The 17,842-nt window shown below is 51.2% G+C and carries 20 protein-coding genes and 1 pseudogene; 11 read left to right on the top strand and 10 right to left on the bottom strand.

What is annotated here, in order from left to right:
* Positions 1 to 4: 4 nt before the first annotated feature.
* Positions 5 to 694 (bottom strand): dipeptidase PepE, encoded by a 690-nt coding sequence (pepE, locus tag NBA72_RS14640; RefSeq protein ID WP_000421776.1) that lies wholly within the window; start codon positions 692 to 694, stop codon positions 5 to 7.
* 71 nt (positions 695 to 765) lie between these two features.
* On the opposite strand from pepE, the gene NBA72_RS14635 reads away from it, so the two are divergent.
* Genes NBA72_RS14635 through rluF form a run of 3 tightly spaced genes read left to right on the top strand, consistent with a single transcriptional unit; the run spans position 766 to position 2,357 of the window.
* On the top strand, positions 766 to 867 hold the full coding sequence (locus NBA72_RS14635; RefSeq protein WP_001541281.1) for a hypothetical protein: 102 nt from the start codon (positions 766 to 768) through the stop codon (positions 865 to 867).
* A gap of 34 nt (positions 868 to 901) precedes the next feature.
* A complete protein-coding gene (locus NBA72_RS14630; RefSeq protein WP_001096724.1) occupies positions 902 to 1,441 on the top strand; it encodes a DUF2058 domain-containing protein in 540 nt (179 codons plus the stop codon).
* Between the two features lie 46 nt (positions 1,442 to 1,487).
* Positions 1,488 to 2,357: a 23S rRNA pseudouridine(2604) synthase RluF gene (gene rluF / locus NBA72_RS14625; RefSeq protein ID WP_000954610.1), complete on the top strand. Its 870-nt coding sequence runs from the start codon at positions 1,488 to 1,490 to the stop codon at positions 2,355 to 2,357.
* Here the strand turns inward: rluF and NBA72_RS14620 are convergent.
* The 5 genes from NBA72_RS14620 to NBA72_RS14600 form a co-directional block, all read right to left on the bottom strand.
* Entirely contained in the window at positions 2,354 to 2,626 is a 273-nt protein-coding gene (locus NBA72_RS14620; RefSeq protein ID WP_001207628.1) for a DUF3811 domain-containing protein, read from the bottom strand. The two genes, rluF and NBA72_RS14620, sit on opposite strands and share 4 nt — an antisense overlap.
* 62 nt (positions 2,627 to 2,688) lie before the next feature.
* Positions 2,689 to 3,447 carry a DeoR/GlpR family DNA-binding transcription regulator gene (locus NBA72_RS14615; protein ID WP_042949386.1) on the bottom strand — a complete coding sequence of 253 codons (759 nt, stop codon included), beginning with the start codon at positions 3,445 to 3,447 and terminating at the stop codon, positions 2,689 to 2,691.
* Positions 3,434 to 4,297, bottom strand: a complete 864-nt coding sequence (locus NBA72_RS14610) for a Cof-type HAD-IIB family hydrolase (protein ID WP_000924653.1) — start codon at positions 4,295 to 4,297, stop codon at positions 3,434 to 3,436. Before NBA72_RS14610 ends, NBA72_RS14615 begins: the two co-directional genes overlap by 14 nt.
* A 16-nt stretch (positions 4,298 to 4,313) precedes the next feature.
* On the bottom strand, positions 4,314 to 5,153 hold the full coding sequence (locus NBA72_RS14605; protein ID WP_000472332.1) for a hypothetical protein: 840 nt from the start codon (positions 5,151 to 5,153) through the stop codon (positions 4,314 to 4,316).
* A 23-nt stretch (positions 5,154 to 5,176) separates the two neighbouring features.
* A complete protein-coding gene (locus NBA72_RS14600; RefSeq protein ID WP_000716849.1) occupies positions 5,177 to 6,766 on the bottom strand; it encodes a PTS sugar transporter in 1,590 nt (529 codons plus the stop codon).
* Positions 6,767 to 6,995: 229 nt separating this feature from the next.
* Between NBA72_RS14600 and NBA72_RS14595 the strand changes: the two genes are divergently transcribed.
* A complete protein-coding gene (locus NBA72_RS14595) occupies positions 6,996 to 7,139 on the top strand; it encodes a hypothetical protein (protein ID WP_170318145.1) in 144 nt (47 codons plus the stop codon).
* Between the two features lie 136 nt (positions 7,140 to 7,275).
* Here the strand turns inward: NBA72_RS14595 and NBA72_RS14590 are convergent, their stop codons facing one another.
* Together NBA72_RS14590 and NBA72_RS14585 are read right to left on the bottom strand one after the other, a co-directional pair.
* Positions 7,276 to 7,563 (bottom strand): DapH/DapD/GlmU-related protein, encoded by a 288-nt coding sequence (locus tag NBA72_RS14590; RefSeq protein WP_001675416.1) that lies wholly within the window; start codon positions 7,561 to 7,563, stop codon positions 7,276 to 7,278.
* A 30-nt stretch (positions 7,564 to 7,593) separates the two neighbouring features.
* Positions 7,594 to 7,820, bottom strand: a pseudogene (locus tag NBA72_RS14585) (hypothetical protein); the annotation flags it as partial.
* Between the two features lie 322 nt (positions 7,821 to 8,142).
* Here NBA72_RS14585 and NBA72_RS14580 point away from each other — a divergent pair.
* Positions 8,143 to 8,490 carry a Mor transcription activator family protein gene (locus tag NBA72_RS14580; protein ID WP_001651225.1) on the top strand — a complete coding sequence of 116 codons (348 nt, stop codon included), beginning with the start codon at positions 8,143 to 8,145 and terminating at the stop codon, positions 8,488 to 8,490.
* A 130-nt stretch (positions 8,491 to 8,620) separates the two neighbouring features.
* Here the strand turns inward: NBA72_RS14580 and lysC are convergent, their stop codons facing one another.
* A complete protein-coding gene (gene lysC / locus NBA72_RS14575) occupies positions 8,621 to 9,970 on the bottom strand; it encodes a lysine-sensitive aspartokinase 3 (RefSeq protein WP_000136394.1) in 1,350 nt (449 codons plus the stop codon).
* Positions 9,971 to 10,357: 387 nt separating this feature from the next.
* On the opposite strand from lysC, the gene pgi reads away from it, so the two are divergent.
* From pgi to psiE, 6 genes are all read left to right on the top strand, one after another.
* Positions 10,358 to 12,007 carry a glucose-6-phosphate isomerase gene (pgi, locus tag NBA72_RS14570; RefSeq protein ID WP_000790028.1) on the top strand — a complete coding sequence of 550 codons (1,650 nt, stop codon included), beginning with the start codon at positions 10,358 to 10,360 and terminating at the stop codon, positions 12,005 to 12,007.
* 442 nt (positions 12,008 to 12,449) lie between these two features.
* The gene (gene yjbE, locus NBA72_RS14565) at positions 12,450 to 12,692 is read left to right on the top strand and encodes an exopolysaccharide production protein YjbE (protein ID WP_001541297.1); all 243 of its coding nucleotides are present in this window, start codon (positions 12,450 to 12,452) and stop codon (positions 12,690 to 12,692) included.
* A 63-nt stretch (positions 12,693 to 12,755) separates the two neighbouring features.
* Positions 12,756 to 13,394 (top strand): YjbF family lipoprotein, encoded by a 639-nt coding sequence (locus NBA72_RS14560; protein WP_042949381.1) that lies wholly within the window; start codon positions 12,756 to 12,758, stop codon positions 13,392 to 13,394.
* Entirely contained in the window at positions 13,391 to 14,128 is a 738-nt protein-coding gene (locus NBA72_RS14555; RefSeq protein WP_042949379.1) for a capsule biosynthesis GfcC family protein, read from the top strand. The genes NBA72_RS14560 and NBA72_RS14555 overlap by 4 nt, the downstream gene beginning before the upstream one ends.
* Entirely contained in the window at positions 14,128 to 16,224 is a 2,097-nt protein-coding gene (locus NBA72_RS14550) for a YjbH domain-containing protein (RefSeq protein ID WP_000750805.1), read from the top strand. The genes NBA72_RS14555 and NBA72_RS14550 overlap by 1 nt, the downstream gene beginning before the upstream one ends.
* A 142-nt stretch (positions 16,225 to 16,366) precedes the next feature.
* Entirely contained in the window at positions 16,367 to 16,777 is a 411-nt protein-coding gene (gene psiE, locus NBA72_RS14545) for a phosphate-starvation-inducible protein PsiE (RefSeq protein WP_000982752.1), read from the top strand.
* A 165-nt stretch (positions 16,778 to 16,942) separates the two neighbouring features.
* Here psiE and malG read toward each other — a convergent pair whose 3' ends face one another.
* Entirely contained in the window at positions 16,943 to 17,833 is an 891-nt protein-coding gene (gene malG, locus NBA72_RS14540) for a maltose ABC transporter permease MalG (protein WP_001252081.1), read from the bottom strand.
* Positions 17,834 to 17,842 lie beyond the last annotated feature (9 nt).

The following is a 17,842-nucleotide window of genomic DNA, read 5'->3' as shown; positions in this document are numbered from 1 at the left end:
GGGATTAAAAGCGATGACCCGCTTCCAGCGCCACGGCCTCTTCGCCCGCTTTAAACACCCAGGTGGTATTCGGGCCGCCGAGAACCGCCTGGCCGTTGCTCACCTGAATCCAGTTACCTTCCGGCAAACCAATCACTGTCAGTTCCGGCGCGACCACCAGCAGTTCGCGAATACGCTGCTCGCGGGTCTCGCCCTTATGACCTTCCGGCAAGGCGTTAGTGAAGTGAGGATTAATTTGCAGCGGGAACAGATCCAGCGCGTCGAAACCGTTTGGATCGACGATCGGCATATCGTTGGTCGTGCGGATAGTCGGGCAGGCAAGGTTGGCGCCTGCGCTCCAGCCGATATACAGCGCGCCGCGTTTTACCCTGTCCGCCATCGGCGCCAACAGCCCGCGTTCACGCGATTCTTTCAGTAGCTGGAAGGTATTTCCGCCACCGACAATAATGATTTCCGCTTTCTCAATCGCCGCAAGCGGATCGGCGACACGATGAATCCCTGTGACGTTTATCCCTAATGGCGCAAGCACCTCTGCGGTTTTATCCGTGTACTCGTCCCATGTTTGCGTGACGCCGGCAAACGGAATAAACACGGCTGAACGTCGACCGTTCAACTGATTCGCTATCAGCGGCAGAGCGTGTTCCAGCCAGGCTTTACCCGGCAGCGTCGAGTTACTTAATAAAAGCAGTTCCATTACTTCTCCACCTCATCAGGAAATGTCAAAACGTAATAATGCTACCATTATCCATTTAATGTCTTACTGATATGGCTCATGATGTTACGCGTGTCACAGGCAAAGCGCGGTCGCTAAAAGTGACGACAGGCCAGATCTGCCATCTGGTATCGCCTGAAAAATTACAGGTATAATCCGCAAAATTATTTAACACGTTTAGAGACGAAAATGGCAAAACTGACCTTACAAGAGCAACTGCTACAAGCGGGATTAGTGACCAGCAAAAAAATGGCCAAAGTCCAACGCACGGCTAAAAAATCACGCGTTCAGGCTCGTGAGGCCAGAGAGGCGGTGGAAGAAAATAAAAAGGCGCAACTTGAGCGTGATAAACAACTCAGTGAACAGCAAAAACAAGCGGTTTTAGCGAAAGAGTTTAAAGCTCAGGTTAAGCAACTTATTGAAATGAATAGAATCAATGTATCTAAAGGCGATATTGGTTTTAACTTCACCGATAATAACGTCATCAAAAAAATAGACGTGGATAAACTCACTCAGACGCAACTGATTAATGGGCGTCTCGCGATTGCGCGTTTGGTTATCAATAACAGCGGTGAATGTGAATATGCGATTATTCCCGCGAGCGTCGCCGATAAAATCGCACAACGAGATGCGGACAGTATTGTCGTAAACAGTGCGCTGAGTCAGGAAGAGCAGGACGAAGATGATCCGTATGCCGATTTTAAAGTTCCCGACGATTTGATGTGGTAAGTCACATTCCCGACGTTTATGTAGAAAAATTTCTCAGAGAGTAAATATGCTGACCGACACATCTACCCGGCTTAATAAATATATCAGTGAAAGCGGCATCTGTTCGCGTCGCGAGGCGGACCGTTTTATCGAACAGGGCAATGTCTTTATCAACGGCAAACGCGCCGCCATTGGCGATCAGGTAGTCGCAGGGGATATTGTTAAAGTAAATGGTCGGTTGATTGAGCCGCGAGAAGCGGATGATTTAGTGCTGATTGCGCTGAATAAACCGGTTGGCATTGTCAGTACCACTGAAGACGGCGAACGCGACAATATTGTCGATTTTGTGAACCACAGCAAACGTATCTTCCCGATTGGTCGTCTGGATAAAGACTCGCAGGGGCTGATATTTCTGACTAACCACGGCGATCTGGTCAATAAGATTCTGCGTGCCGGTAACGATCACGAAAAAGAGTATCTGGTGACGGTGGATAAACCGATTACCGACGAGTTTATACGCGGTATGGGCGCTGGCGTGCCGATTCTGGGTACCGTCACCAAAAAATGTAAGGTGAAAAAAGAGGCGCCGTTTGTCTTTCGCATTACCCTGGTGCAGGGATTAAACCGTCAGATCCGTCGTATGTGTGAATACTTTGGTTATGAAGTGACGAAACTGGAGCGTACGCGCATTATGAACGTCAGCCTGAGCGGGATTCCGCTGGGCGAGTGGCGCGATCTGACGGACGATGAGCTGATCGATCTGTTTAAGTTGATTGAGCGTTCCTCTTCCGAAGCCAAACCAAAGGCCAAAGCGAAGCCGAAGACCACGGGTATTAAGCGACCGGTCGTTGCGATCGAAAAAAGCAATGAGAAAGCGCGCCCGGCATCAAGCGGTAAGCGCTTTACCTCGCCGGGACGAAAGAAGAAAGGACGTTAACGTCTGCCGCGCGTCGGCGTATTCGCCGACCAGGAGAATGACGCTTCCGTATCGGGTTTATACGCCTGCTTTTTCTTCAACTGGCGGGCTTTTTTTGCTTCAGCCTCACGCAGCGCCATCAGCTTATCGATGTACTCCTTTTTTACGCTGTTGGTCTCAGAATTGGTCAGCGGACGACCGTGTGCAATACGGGCGCGGTCCAGCAACGTTTTCAGTTCGCGCTGTTCGCGCTCGGTCATCTCTTTTTGGGTAATGCGGGGGAGTGCCATACGGGTGCCCTCAGTTAGCCGGTGCATTTAGTCTACGGCAATACGCAACGGGCGGATAGCGCTCAGTCAGCAATCCGCAGCTTTCCGGCGAAATCCTGTGGCGTATAACCCGTTGACGTAAATCCTTTATCCGTGATGATGTTATCGATTTCTTTTACGCTTGCGATGCACATCACACCGTCCTGACCAAATTTGGTATGGTCGGCGAGAATCACTGATTTTTTGCTCATCGCAATCATGGCTTTGGCAACGTAGGCTTCTTCAAAGCTCTTCACCAACACGCCATGCTGGGGAGAAATGCCGCCAGCGCCAATAAAACAGATATCCGCGTGAATTGCGTTAATCTGCTGACACACCGAGACACCGAGGTTGGCGCGAAAATGGTAATCATATTCGCCGCCTAATACATACACGCGGGCCTGCAGGTTATGCTCTTTAATTTTATCGGCAATCAGGGATGAATTGGTAATCACGGAAAAAGCGAGAGGCGGTAATTGCTCGGCCAGAATAAGGTTAGTTGTACAGGAGTCAATAAACAATGTATCCCGTTCACTGACCATTTCGGCGGCAAGTTTGCCAATCGCTATTTTCTCTTCGCGATGCGCCTCTATTCTTGCGCTAAACGCATCCTCCTGGACAACTTGCTTTTTGACTGCGCCCCCATGAATCTTAGTGATTTTGCCTTCTGATTCCAGTAAGGAGAGATCGCGACGAATGGTTTCCGAGGTGACGTTGAGCATTTCCGATAATTTAATAACGGTGACTTCACCGAATTTGTTTAATTCATCAAGAATATGTTTTCGTCTTTTAATTGGATTCATTATCTTTCGCCGCCGTCAACCTTTGGCGCATGGTAACTGGATGCGTAAGGCAACGCAACCACTCCAACGCATGGACGATACCCTCCTCATCATTTGTGGCAGTCACATAGCCGGCCTGCCGCTTTACTGCATCCGGCGCGTTGCCCATTGCGATGCTGATTCCGGCGGCGGCAAACATGCTGACATCATTCTGCTGATCGCCAATCGCGACCACCTTGTCAGAAGATATATTTAAATAATGAATTAATTGTTCTATTATGCACCCTTTATTTACATCGGATCTTTGAATATCAATATAATTTTCTCCCGTGACAACCGCATAATATCCACAAGGCAGGTGATTATTCACTTCTGTACACAGAGTATCTATCTCCGAAGATGCGGCAACAAGTGTAATTTTATATATATTGCGACGATTAAAGATATTTTCTGCAGTTTCAGTTATAAGCTGTAACCCAAATAAGCGGGCTTCATATGTTGTCCAGGGCGCAATTAGTCTATCGTCACGATGGTAAATTGCTTCGGCACTAAAAAAATGGTGGTGATAGCGGGAAAGAGAAATATGCTGGTCAATATTCCACAGGTCTGTGGCGGTCAGCGGGGCAGCATGAATAATGCGCTGCTCCGCCATCTCCAGAAGGTGTCCGCAGTTAAAACCGGCGCACCAGCTAAACAACCTATCAACCTGTTGTTGGCGTAGCAGGCGTACCATTGAGGAGACCGGTCTGGCGGAACATGCCGCCAGTAGACCACCGTTCTGGCGGAACGCAATCAGCGCCTGGCGCGTGCGCGGGCTGATTGTTTTCTGCGAGGTGAGTAATGTTCCATCCAGATCGGTGATCAACAACATCTCTCGTTCCCTGATATCAATGAACAATAAAAGGCGTAACGGCTTCTTTGGCGGCGTTGCACACCATGTTGTCGATAGCCGTACCGACCACCAAAATATTGACTCCGGTATCTTTAAACGCTTTCGCGTTGGCGAGGTTAATCCCGCCTTCCGCCAGCGTCGGAACATCCACCGCGCCGACCAACGCCCGCAGGCGATCTTTAATCATCTGCGGGATATCGCCTGCCGCTACGCCTTCATAGCTCATGCCGGTCATCAGACCAATCATATCCACGCCGATATCCTGCATCCGCTTCGCCACGCTGGCGACCTCTTCCGGCGTGCGTGCAGGAATACCGAAAGTATGCAGATCGTCAGGATGGCCAATATAGGCATCGACGGTCAGACCATATTGATGGGCGAGATTAACGATGTCCTGCAGATCGTCCCAGTCGGATTTATGCGTATGTAAACCGTCGGCTCCAGCGCGGGCAATCTCCAGAATTTCCGTTTCGCTGAGCGGCACCGGTAAGGTTTCGGTAAAACCGCCGGCGATACCAACGGTGATAAAAATATCGTCCGGGACCACATTACGCACACCGTGTACGGCCTCAGCCATCTGGCTATTGGTGATTTCGTGACGAATCTGCTCCGCCGCGTGCATGTTGCTCACGCCTTTGTGTCCACGCGCCAGCGCCAACGCAGGGTGGTTCGGCTCCAGAAGCTTAACGCCAGCCTCACACACGGCTTTCGCCAGGCGCGCATCGTCGCCAGTTATTCCTGTGCTGAGGATAGTTTGCCCACCGTGAAGCGTGATGGCTTCTTTCACTTTCTGTAACGCTTTGGCACGTTTTTTATTCATATCGCCTTTAAACATGGTGTACCTCTGGTGTTGGTGCATTAATTAACGGCTGTCGTTGTTGATTCGCTCTGTACGACAGGTTTGAAACGGTTAGCAATAATGGTGGTAAGGCAGGTCATCGCCATTGTGGCAATCATTACGATGGCCATCTGGAGCGCATTGCTGGATAAGAACGGTGAGGCGAAAGCCGGAACATAGGCCACGCCTTTGACGTTAAAAAAGCCCAGCATCATGCCGCCCATTCCGGCCCAAAAAATGGCGGAGCCAAAAACAATTTTGTTGGCGAACATGAAGGGATAGGCGGATTCAACAAAGGTGCCAAAACCCAGGTTAATGAGCAGGCCCGGCGTAGCAACGGCAGCTTCGCTTTTTTCACGCGGGGCGATCACATTGGCAAGGTTAATACCTGCGGCCACCATCACCAGACCGACCATATCGACCGCGCCGAGGAAGCTGACGCCGGATTTTTCCATCTCCAGCAGCACCAACGGCAGGATTACCGCGTGATAGACGCCGCCGAGAATGGCAGGCCAGATAACCAGACCAGCCAGCAGCCCGGCAAGAATTGGGCTGAATGCCAGCGTGCTTTCGATAGCCAGTTTGATGTAATTACCCGCAGATAGCGCCAGCGGACTCAGCAGATAGTGCATGATTAACCCAGCGGCAAGGCCCGATATCCCACCGGCGACGATGTTGACGGTAGTCATTGGGAAGCGCCAGTTCAGGCACAGCTCGAACAGCCAACGGACGAAAATCCCCGCCATTACACCACCGATAATGCCGCCGATCAGTCCGCCCTCTACGGAAAGCACGCCAGCGACGACCCCGGCCACAATTGAAACTTCATCCAGTTCGGAAATCTGTTTTGCCGCCAGTACCGCGACTAACACTGGCAGACCTTTTAATAAGATTTCAAAGATATCGTTAAGTTTTTCCAGTCCTGGTATGTGGCTCAGGGCGAGTACAATCGCCATGGCGATAAAGCCTGGTAGAGCAGGGATCATGATGCTACGAATGTTAAAACGTTTGAGCAGGCTTTTTCCGGAACCGCTCTGTGAGGGCGAAGCGCTACCCAACTGTGGTTTGTACTTGATACCCCAATGTTTACACAGCGACGCCACGAAGGAGACGGCGCGGGTACGGCTGGTGGTGCCGGTTGTTCCCGAGGTCGCGACCACATTTGCCCCCTTTGCCGCCACCAGCGCCATGGAGGTTCCCCCGGTGCCGACAATCGGTGTTTTCATCTCAACGGCGGCGGCAAAAACGGCCTGGTTCGCCTTTACCGGATCGGCGCTCATTACCACGATCCCATCGATCTCACCGCGGCGGATCATCTCAGCGATTTGGCGATCGCTTTCTACTACCGAGGTGTTTACCTCCGAAAGTTTGCCCTGAAATATGCGCTGTGGTTTTTGTTGGTTTTCTGTGGTTAATGCATAAACCGATGCCGGGGTATCCGGTTTGGCGACGTCCATCGAGGCTTCTGCCGCGATAAACTGTACGGCGGCCACATTCACGCCCGCAGCCTCACACTGCTGATAAATCTCCTGGAGTAACTTCTCTGGCTCGGCGCCACCCAGGTTGTAGAGGTTGCCTCCACTGCTTCCAATAATCGCAATTTTTTTCATAGCGGCCTCAAATAGGGTAAGGGGGTTATCTGTGTTGTAGTGTAATCATAATTCCAACTAAAACAAAATAAAGCAACAATGAAAAAGTGGTTTTATACCAAACGATCTCAATTTTTAAAGGTAACTTATTAAAGTATAACGATTAATTTATGTTTTTGCTTTATGTTGTTTTGTGTGGTTTTGTGACGAAGTTCAAAATGAGGAGGGCATAAATAGGGGAAAGCTGCCCATGTTGATGGGACGAGTAGGGTGTTGCGGATTCCTGAGCAGTATTCCACCGGCAGTGCCTGGCGCGGAACCGCTGGATGACGCGCCTGCGTCGCCATCCGGCAACGTATCGCCCGATGGCGCTTACGCTACCGGGCCTTACTAAACGCTCTATCAGAATAGTGATGTGGACATCAGGTCAGAGAATGAACTTAACAATCATTCACAAAAGAAATGTTTTATTTTTAGTCTATTAACCAGACGAGAAAAGCCTATAAAATATTGCAATCTTAAGATTTAGATTAATCCCATTTTTTGTGATTTATTACTGGGATTACTTCTGATGTTTTTTTTGTAATATATATGCTATTTGCTGGAATGCTCTTATTTACAAATGACATTGCTCCAATAGTAACATTATCACCGATAGTAATAGAGCCTATAATGCAGGTGTTGGCTCCTATATCTACATTATTGCCAATAATAATGAAATCATCTTCTTTTAAACCTTGCTTGTTCCCTACTGTTGTATTTTGCTTAAGCGATAAATTACAACCGATACGAGCCTTTTTCGTGATGACGATCCCCATGTGATGCGGAATATCCAAACCATAGCCGATTACTGCTCCCAGCTCTATATCAATTCCAAATTTGGAATTTAGTTTGCGATTAATCCATAATCCAGTTTTTTTCTGTTTTTTTGAACCATAGATATACATCTCATTTGCCAGACGCCACCAAAATAAAAAATTACGACGGCGATTGTTATTGGCCTGCATAAGTAATCGACATAATGAAAATTCATTCCTGCGAATAATCTCATGCCGCCAGTATTCCCGTAATCCACTTCCTTTTTTAGATATGGAAAATAATAAGCAATGTAAGAGTTTGATTTTTTCTTCCTCCAATGAAGAAAGCTAGCTTGTTAAATAAATGTTATTATCGCAGGAGGTTCACGTATCAATTGGTAAAAATACTATAAGATGGTTTTTTATAATACTTCATTTGCTATGTAAACTGAACATTCTTTTAATTTATAATTAAATGTCGTTGATAGTAAATATTTATATATATTTTGAATATATTGATAGGTAGTTATTGCACCGTTTTTTACGCTTCCCTTTTTGGTGCCGTCACGGGGAGCATGGTGCTGGATATGGAGATAAAATATGATTCAGAAATCAAAAGAAATGGTTCGGCTTCCGGAGATTATTAACGATCTGGCGTTTCATGCGTCGCAGGTACTTATTGAAAGCATGAATATTGATAGCGCGTCAGCCGAAAATGCCGGTCAGGAAATTGCTGACAGAATGATGCGCAACTGGGGCGGGCAAAGCATTTATTTCCCCAAAGGTATCTCTGGTCGGGCTTCGGAACGGGATTATCAGATTTACAGCGAGTGCGATGGGCGTAATTATGCGGAGCTGGCCAAAAAGTACAATTTGACACTGCAGTGGATCTATAAAATCGTTAAGCGGGTCCACACGGAAAAACAGCACCAGCGGCGTATGCTGTAAGCGATATCGGGTATGGCGTATAGCGACAAGCGCTATACGCCGGGAGCTGCGACAGGCCGGATAAGGCGCTTGCGTCGCCATCGGGCAGCGTATTGCCTGATAGCGCTCACCCGCTGTCGTGTCAGGGCGATTATTCAAATAAGTTCTGATGTAGCTTTTGCACCACTTTCTCGGCATCGTCTCCCGGCACGAGGAAGCACAGATTGTGGCTGGAGGCGCCGTAACAAATCATGCGAATGTTGAACGGTTCCAGGACGCCAAACACTTCTTTACCAACACCGCAGGCTTTTGACAGGTTGTTGCCAATCAGCGCGACCAGCGCCAGTCCTTCTTCGACTTCGACCCGACACAGCGCGGAAAGCTCCATCAATAAGGATTGGGTCAGTAACGTATCGCCCGTGGAGGTGGAGCCGGTAGTATCCAGCGTCAGCGCGACGCTCACCTCCGAAGTGGTAATCAGATCTACCGAAATATTATGCCGCGCCAGAATGCCGAACACCTCTGCCAGGAAACCTCGCGAGTGCAGCATATTCAGGCTGTGCAGCGTCAATAGCGTTTGATTGCGGCGCAGCGCCAGCGCGCGGAACAGCGGCGGGTTTTGGGTTTTATTGCACACCAGCGTACCGCCCGCTTGCGGATCTTTACTGGAGCCAACGAAGACCGGGATATCGCTGCGCACGGCCGGGAGTAAGGTGGCTGGATGCAGTACTTTTGCGCCGAAGGTTGCCATCTCCGCCGCTTCTTCAAAGTCGATTTCATCAATTCGCTGCGCGACGGGCACCACGCGCGGGTCGGTGGTGTAAATACCGGGCACATCTGTCCAGATATCAACCCGCGCGGCATGGAGCGCTTCAGCCAGCAACGCTGCCGTATAGTCGCTGCCGCCGCGGCCTAATGTCGTGGTGCGGCCTTTGCTTTCACTGCCGATAAAACCCTGAGTAATGACCAACGTTTCGCTCAGGCGCGGGAGCAACTGCTGCGCGGCCAGTTCCGCAAGCGCTGCGACGTCCGGTTCCGCACGACCAAAGCGATCGCTGGTACGCATCACTTTGCGCACGTCGAACCAGTGGGCCTGTACGTCGCGTTCACGCAGGATCTCAACAAATAGCAGGGTAGACATCAGCTCGCCGTGGCTGACCAGTTCATCGGTCAGGGCTGCCGATGTCGCCAGCGATGCCGCCTCCGCCAGAATAGTGATGTTTTCCAGCAGGCGTTCAATCTCTTCGCGAATGACATTCGGATGACGCAGACGATCAAGGATATCGAACTGGATTTTACGGATGGCGTCGAGCGTAGCGAAACGTTCGCCAGGCTCCATCCCTTCGGCCAGCGCCACCAGCAGATTAGTGATGCCGGCAGACGCGGAAAGCACGACTAAACGAACATTGGCATCGGAAAGTACGATATCCGCGCTACGGTTCATGGCGTCAAAATCAGCGACGCTGGTACCGCCAAATTTGGAAACAACGATCTCTGTCATATCAACCTCGTGTCAGGAAATGAAAAACGCGACCATGGCACAAAGGCAGAACAGAAACCGGTGCAGGCGCAAATGCAAGTAACGTATTTATAAATAAAAGTTGTGGCCTGGACTGTCAACGTTGGGATTATGCGGATTTTTTATGCTGAGTTTAGGCTCAGTAACAGCGCTTATAACCCCGATACCCGTTTGTAGTATGTTGGCTTATCTATGCGCCCGGCGACTCACCCACTTGCCGCCTTTCTGCACCTCGAATTATTTAGGGTATATACTTTTTATCCTCATTCGACAGTGCCTGGGGCAACGGCACTAAAACAATCACACTTTTCTGTGACTGGCGTTACAATCGATCCCAGTCACAATTCTCAAATCAGAAGAGTATTGCTAATGAAAAACATCAATCCAACGCAGACTTCTGCCTGGCAGGCGCTCCAGAAACACTACGATGAAATGAAAGACGTTACGATCGCTGAGCTTTTCGCGAACGATAGCGACCGTTTCGCTAAATTTTCCGCGACGTTTGACGATCTGATGCTGGTGGATTTCTCCAAAAACCGCATCACCGAAGAGACGCTGGCAAAATTACAGGATCTGGCGAAAGAGACCGATTTGGCCGGCGCGATTAAATCCATGTTCTCCGGCGAGAAGATCAACCGCACCGAAGACCGCGCCGTGCTGCACGTGGCGCTGCGTAACCGTAGCAATACGCCGATCATTGTGGACGGCAAAGATGTGATGCCGGAAGTGAACGCCGTGCTTGAGAAAATGAAAACTTTCTCGCAAGCGATTATCTCCGGTCAGTGGAAAGGCTACACCGGTAAGGCCATCACCGACGTGGTGAACATCGGTATCGGCGGTTCCGACCTCGGCCCGTTCATGGTGACCGAAGCGCTGCGTCCGTATAAAAACCATCTGAACATGCACTTCGTCTCTAACGTCGATGGCACGCACATCGCTGAAGTGCTGAAGAAAGTGAACCCTGAAACCACGCTGTTCCTGGTCGCGTCGAAAACTTTCACCACCCAGGAAACCATGACCAACGCCCACAGCGCGCGCGACTGGTTCCTGAAAACTGCAGGCGATGAAAAACACGTGGCGAAACACTTTGCTGCGCTCTCCACCAACGCCAAAGCGGTCGGCGAATTTGGTATCGACACGGCCAATATGTTCGAGTTCTGGGACTGGGTCGGCGGTCGTTACTCGCTGTGGTCTGCCATCGGGCTGTCCATTATTCTGTCCGTCGGTTTCGACAACTTTGTCGAGCTGCTTTCCGGCGCGCACGCGATGGACAAGCATTTCTCCACCACTCCGGCGGAGAAAAACCTACCCATTCTGCTGGCGTTGATTGGCATCTGGTACAACAATTTCTTCGGCGCGGAAACCGAAGCCATTCTGCCGTACGACCAGTATATGCACCGTTTCGCCGCCTACTTCCAGCAGGGCAACATGGAATCCAACGGTAAATACGTTGACCGTAACGGCAACGCCGTGGATTACCAGACAGGCCCAATTATCTGGGGCGAACCAGGCACCAACGGTCAGCACGCGTTTTATCAATTGATTCACCAGGGTACTAAAATGGTGCCGTGTGACTTTATTGCCCCGGCTATCACCCATAACCCGCTATCCGATCATCATCAGAAGCTGCTGTCTAACTTCTTCGCGCAGACCGAAGCGCTGGCGTTTGGTAAATCCCGCGAGGTGGTTGAGCAGGAATATCGCGATCAGGGTAAAGATCCGGCGCAGCTTGAACACGTTGTGCCATTCAAAGTGTTTGAAGGCAACCGCCCGACCAACTCTATCCTTCTGCGCGAAATTACGCCGTTCAGCCTGGGTGCGCTGATTGCGTTGTATGAGCATAAAATCTTTACGCAGGGCGTCATCCTGAACATCTTTACTTTCGACCAGTGGGGCGTTGAGTTGGGTAAACAGTTGGCTAACCGTATTCTGCCGGAGCTGGGCGATGATAAAGCTATTTCGTCCCATGATAGCTCTACCAACGGTCTGATTAACCGTTATAAAGCCTGGCGCGCCTGATGGCGCTGCGCTTATCCGGTCTACGTAATGCATAGCGTCTGTGGGCCGGATAAGGCGTTTCACCGCCATCCGGCAAAAAGAGAATAAGATAATAAAAAGGCCGATATTCATATCGGCTTTTTTATAAGATAATTCCGCTTGTCCGTCTTTATCCCCACAATTTTATATTGAGCTTAATCCTAAAATAAGCAATAACCAGAAAATCACTCTGCGTTATTTTCAGATTATACGGATGCCGATGTCTTTTAGTTTAATTTTAACTTATTGATTTTATTTGTTTGTTAATTAAATAATGTAGGCGTTACTTCTTTAAAGTTTAATTATCCTAAAACTTCGCTGTTATTTCTCCCGGACATAATCCGCCTGCTTTGGTTGTGTATACTCGGTAGCGCCCGAAATTCTTTTGGGTAAATCTCCATTCATTCAATGAAGGGAAATTATGATGAAAAAAGTACTGTATGGCATTTTTGCCATAACCGCGCTTGCGGCGACATCTGTCTCGGCAGCCCCCGTTCAGGTGGGTGAAGCGGCAGGGTCGGCAGCGACGTCGGTATCGGCGGGAAGCTCCTCCGCTACCAGCGTTAGCACCGTAAGTTCGGCGGTGGGCGTCGCGTTAGCGGCAACCGGCGGCGGCGATGGTTCCAATACCGGAACCACGACCACCACGACCACCAGTACCCAGTAGTATCGGTACGTTTAACCATAACCACACTCCGGTGTGGTTATTTTGCCCCTCTGGAGAAGCGTCGTGAAGCGACTCGCACTTATCCTGATTTGCCTGCTATTACAGGCGTGTTCGGCCACCACTAAAGGCCTGGGCGATTCACTGTGGGACAGTTTGTTCGGTACGCCAGGCGTACAGCTAACGGATGACGATATTCAAAACATACCTTATGCCAGCCAGTACATGCAGCTTAACGGCGGTCCTCAACTGTTTGTGGTGCTCGCTTTCTCGGAAAACGGGCAGCAGAAATGGGTGACGCAGGATGGCGCGACGATCGTGACGCAGCATGGCCGTCTGGTCAAAACTCTGCTCAGCGGCGACAACCTGATCGATGTGAATAATCTGGCGACCGACCCGCTGGCGAAACCAGGACAGATTATCGATGGTGCGACCTGGACTCGCACCCTGGGCTGGACCGAACATCGCCAGGTGCGTTACGCCACCGCCCGTTCCGTTTTTACATGGCGAGGGACCGATAGCGTTAGCGTCGGCAGTGAAGAGACCGCCGTGCGGGTGCTGGATGAAGAAGTGACGACCGATCAAACGCGCTGGCGTAATCGCTACTGGATTGATAGCGAAGGCCAAATTCGCCAGACGGAACAGTATCTGGGCGCGAATTACTTTCCGGTGAAAACCACGCTGATTAAGGCGGCAAAATCATGATGAAAAGGACGATAAGCGCGCTGGCGCTGGCCTTTATCGCGTCATCCGCCTTTGCCAGCGGCACTGTTACCGTTTTTACCCAGGGTAATAGCGAGCCTAAAACGCTGACAGACGCTGAACATCTGCTCGATTTAGTCGGACAGCCGCGCCTGGCAACGAGCTGGTGGCCTGCGGCGGTGATAGGCGAAGAACAGGCGACCGTGACGGCGCGTCAACAGCAGCAGGAACTTCTCGGGCGACTGGCGGCGCTCAGCGCTGAGGAAGATGGCGATGCGGCGGCGGCGATAAACACACTGCGCCGACAGATTCAGGCGGTGAAGGTGACGGGCAGACAATTCGTGAATCTTGATCCTGACGTAGTTCGGGTGAGCGAACGTGGTAACCCGCCGCTGCAAGGTCACTACACGCTCTGGGTCGGGCCGCAACCCACGCAGGTGACGCTCTTTGGCTTGATTAGCCAGCCGGGCAGCCAGCCGTTCGTCCCTGGGCGGGACGTCGCCAGTTATCTCGAGGGTCAGCGCTTACTCAGCGGCGCGGATCGTAGCTATGCCTGGGTGGTTTACCCTGATGGACGCAGCCAAAAAGCGCCGGTGGCTTACTGGAATAAACGTCATATCGAGCCAATGCCCGGCAGCATCATTTTTGTCGGTTTTGCCGATTCCCTTTGGCGCGGCACGCCGGAGGCGATAAATGCCGACATTCTTCATACCCTGACGCAGCGGATACCGGAATAATGAAAAAAACACATCTGCTCAGCGTGCTGGCGCTGGGTATTAGCGCGGCCTGCCATGCCGAAACATATCCAGCCCCTGTTGGGCCTTCACAATCTGACTTTGGCGGCGTGGGCCTGCTGCAAACGCCGACAGCGCGTATGGCGCGTGAAGGGGAGATGAGTCTGAACTATCGCGATAACGATCAGTACCGCTACTACTCGGCTTCGGTTCAGCTTTTCCCGTGGCTGGAAACCACGTTGCGCTATACCGATGTCCGTACGAAAAAGTACAGCAGCGTGGAATCATTCTCCGGCGACCAGACTTACAAAGATAAAGCGTTTGATGTGAAACTGCGGTTGTGGGAAGAGAGTTACTGGATGCCGCAGGTGGCGGTTGGCGCGCGCGATATCGGCGGGACGGGGCTGTTTGATGCGGAATATATTGTAGCGAGTAAGGCCTGGGGGCCATTTGATTTTTCATTAGGTCTCGGCTGGGGCTATCTTGGCACCAGCGGCAATGTGTCTAATCCTTTCTGTTCGTATAGTGATAAATTCTGTTCGCGTGATAACAGCTATAAAGAGGCCGGTTCCGTCGACGGTAGCGATATGTTTCACGGCCCGGCTTCGCTGTTTGGCGGCGTGGAATACCAGACCCCGTGGCAACCGCTACGCCTGAAGCTGGAGTATGAAGGCAATAACTATCAGCAGGATTTTGCGGGGAAACTGGAACAGAAGAGCAAGTTTAACGTCGGCGCCATTTACCGCGTCACCGATTGGGCCGACGTTAACCTCAGCTACGAGCGCGGCAACACCTTTATGTTTGGCGTTACGCTGCGCACCAATTTCAACGATTTACGTCCCGCGTATCATGACAATTCACGCCCGCAATACCGACCACAGCCGCAGGATGCCATCCTGCAACATTCGGTAGTGGCTAATCAATTAACGTTATTGAAATATAATGCCGGTCTGGCGGACCCGAAAATCCAGGTCAAAGGCGATACGCTATACGTTACCGGTGAACAGGTGAAGTACCGCGACTCCCGTGAAGGGATCGTGCGCGCTAACCGGATCGTCATGAACGATCTGCCGGAGGGGATCCGCACGATCCGCGTGACGGAAAACCGCCTTAATCTGCCGCAGGTCACCACTGAAACCGATGTCGCCAGCCTGAAACGCCATCTGGAAGGCGAACCGCTGGGACATGAAACCCCGCTGGCGCAAAAACGCGTGGAGCCGATCGTGCCAGAGAGTACTGAACAGGGCTGGTATATCGACAAGTCGCGCGTTGATTTTCATCTTGATCCCGTGCTGAATCAGTCGGTAGGCGGCCCGGAAAACTTCTATATGTATCAGTTGGGCGTAATGGGAACTGCGGATCTGTGGGTCACGGATCATTTGCTCACCACGGGCAGCGTGTTTGCCAATATCGCCAACAACTACGACAAATTTAACTACACCAATCCGCCGAAGGACTCGCATCTGCCGCGGGTGCGCACGCATGTCCGTGAGTATGTGCAGAATGATGTTTATGTGAATAACCTACAGGCCAACTACTTCCAGTATTTTGGCAATGGTTTCTATGGGCAGGTCTATGGCGGTTATCTGGAGACCATGTTTGGCGGTGCCGGGGCGGAAGTCCTGTATCGCCCGGTAGACAGCAATTGGGCGTTTGGTCTGGATGCCAACTACGTGAAACAGCGTGACTGGCGTAGCGCGCAGGATATGATGAAGTTTACCGATTACAGCGTGAAGACCGGACATTTGACCGCATACTGGACGCCGTCGTTCGCCCAGGATGTGCTGGTGAAAGCCAGCGTTGGTCAGTATCTGGCGGGCGATAAAGGCGGTACGCTGGAGATCGCCAAACGCTTCGATAGCGGCGTCGTTGTCGGCGGTTACGCGACGATTACCGATGCGTCGCCGGATGAATATGGGGAAGGGGATTTTACCAAAGGCGTATATGTTTCCGTGCCGCTGGATCTCTTCTCGTCCGGCCCAACCCGAAGTCGTGCGGCAATTGGCTGGACGCCGCTGACGCGTGACGGTGGTCAACAGCTTGGCCGTAAGTTTGGCCTGTATGATATGACCAGTGACAGGAGCGTAAATTTCCGTTAATACTCAGGCCGGATAAGGCGTTTACGGCGCTATCCGGCAAATTATCTTATTGAACAAAATATAAACATAAATAAAAAATATAGATGCTCGTCACATTTGTGCGTTATACAGAAACCTCGCCGCAGAGAAAGAGGGGGCTGTTATGATGCCATTATCGCGCTCACGTCTTGAGTTTATCGCCACGATTTTACAAAACGTACTAAATTTGGGGCTGCTTACCCTCGGTCTGATCCTGGTCGTTTTTCTCGGTAAAGAAACGGTGCATCTGGCGGATGCATTATTCGTGCCTGAGCAAGCCAGCAAATATGAACTGGTGGAAGGGCTGGTGATCTACTTTCTTTATTTCGAATTTATTGCGCTGATTGTGAAGTACTTTAAGTCTGGCCTTCACTTTCCGCTGCGCTATTTCGTGTACATTGGGATCACGGCGATTGTGCGTCTGATCATTGTCGATCATAAAACGCCAATGGATGTATTACTCTATTCGGCGGCGATCCTCCTGTTGGTTATCACGTTGTGGTTATGTAATTCGAACCGACTACGGCGAGAATAGGCGTCGCCACACCGTAACGGACGTACGGCGTGGCAATAAATCAGCCGCTGTCTATAACGCATAAAAAAAGCGCTCCGAAGAGCGCCAAAATACGACCATAAGTGGGGATAACATAAGTTGAGGGCAGTGGCATTGCCCGTTGCCGGGCAGGTACTTCGATAAAACTTAACCTTTCACCCCCCCAGCCGTCAGGCCGTTGACCAGCCAACGTTGCGCCAACAGGAACACCAGAGTGATAGGAATAGCGGAAAGGACGGCGGCGGCGGCAAAGTCGCCCCACAGGTAGTTTTGCGGGTTGAGATATTGCTGCATACCCACGGCCAGCGTATAGCTGTCCACATCGCGCAGTAACAGCGAGGCGACCGGAACTTCGGTAATCGCCGCGATGAACGACAGAATAAACACCACCGCCAGAATCGGTACGGAAAGCGGCAGCAGCACCAGGCGAAACGCCTGCCACGGGGTTGCGCCATCCAGCGCGGCGGCCTCTTCCAGCGAGCTGTCGATAGTTTCGAAGTAGCCTTTAATCGTCCAGACATGCAGCGCGATGCCGCCAAGATAGGCGAAGATCACGCCGCCATGCGTATTCAGACCGATAAATGGAATGTATTGTCCCAGGCGGTCAAATAACGCATACAGCGCCACCAGAGACAAAACCGCCGGAAACATCTGGAAAATCAGCATCCCTTTGAGCAGTGTTGCTTTACCTGGAAAACGCATTCGTGCGAAAGCGTAGGCGCAGGTGGTGGAGAGCGCCACGATGCCGATGGCGGTAATACCGGCGATTTTCACCGAGTTCCACAGCCACAGCAGGACCGGGAAGGGCGGCGGCGTTACCCGACCATCCGCGTGTTCCACGCTGAAACCCAGCGCCAGCCGCCAGTGTTCCCAGGAGATTTTGTCCGGGATCAGGCTTCCGGTGGCGAAGTTCCCTTCACGTAGCGAGATAGCGATGACCATCAGCAGCGGGAACATAATCGCCGCGATGAAAATCAGCAGCCCCAGGTGCGTGATGAAGAGACGCAGTTTCTGAGATTTGGGTTGGACCATAGCCATTGTTATTAT

The organism is Salmonella sp. NW1250, assembly GCF_051812965.1.
GTDB lineage: Bacteria > Pseudomonadota > Gammaproteobacteria > Enterobacterales > Enterobacteriaceae > Salmonella > Salmonella enterica.
This window is presented reverse-complemented; position numbering and strand designations above follow the sequence as displayed.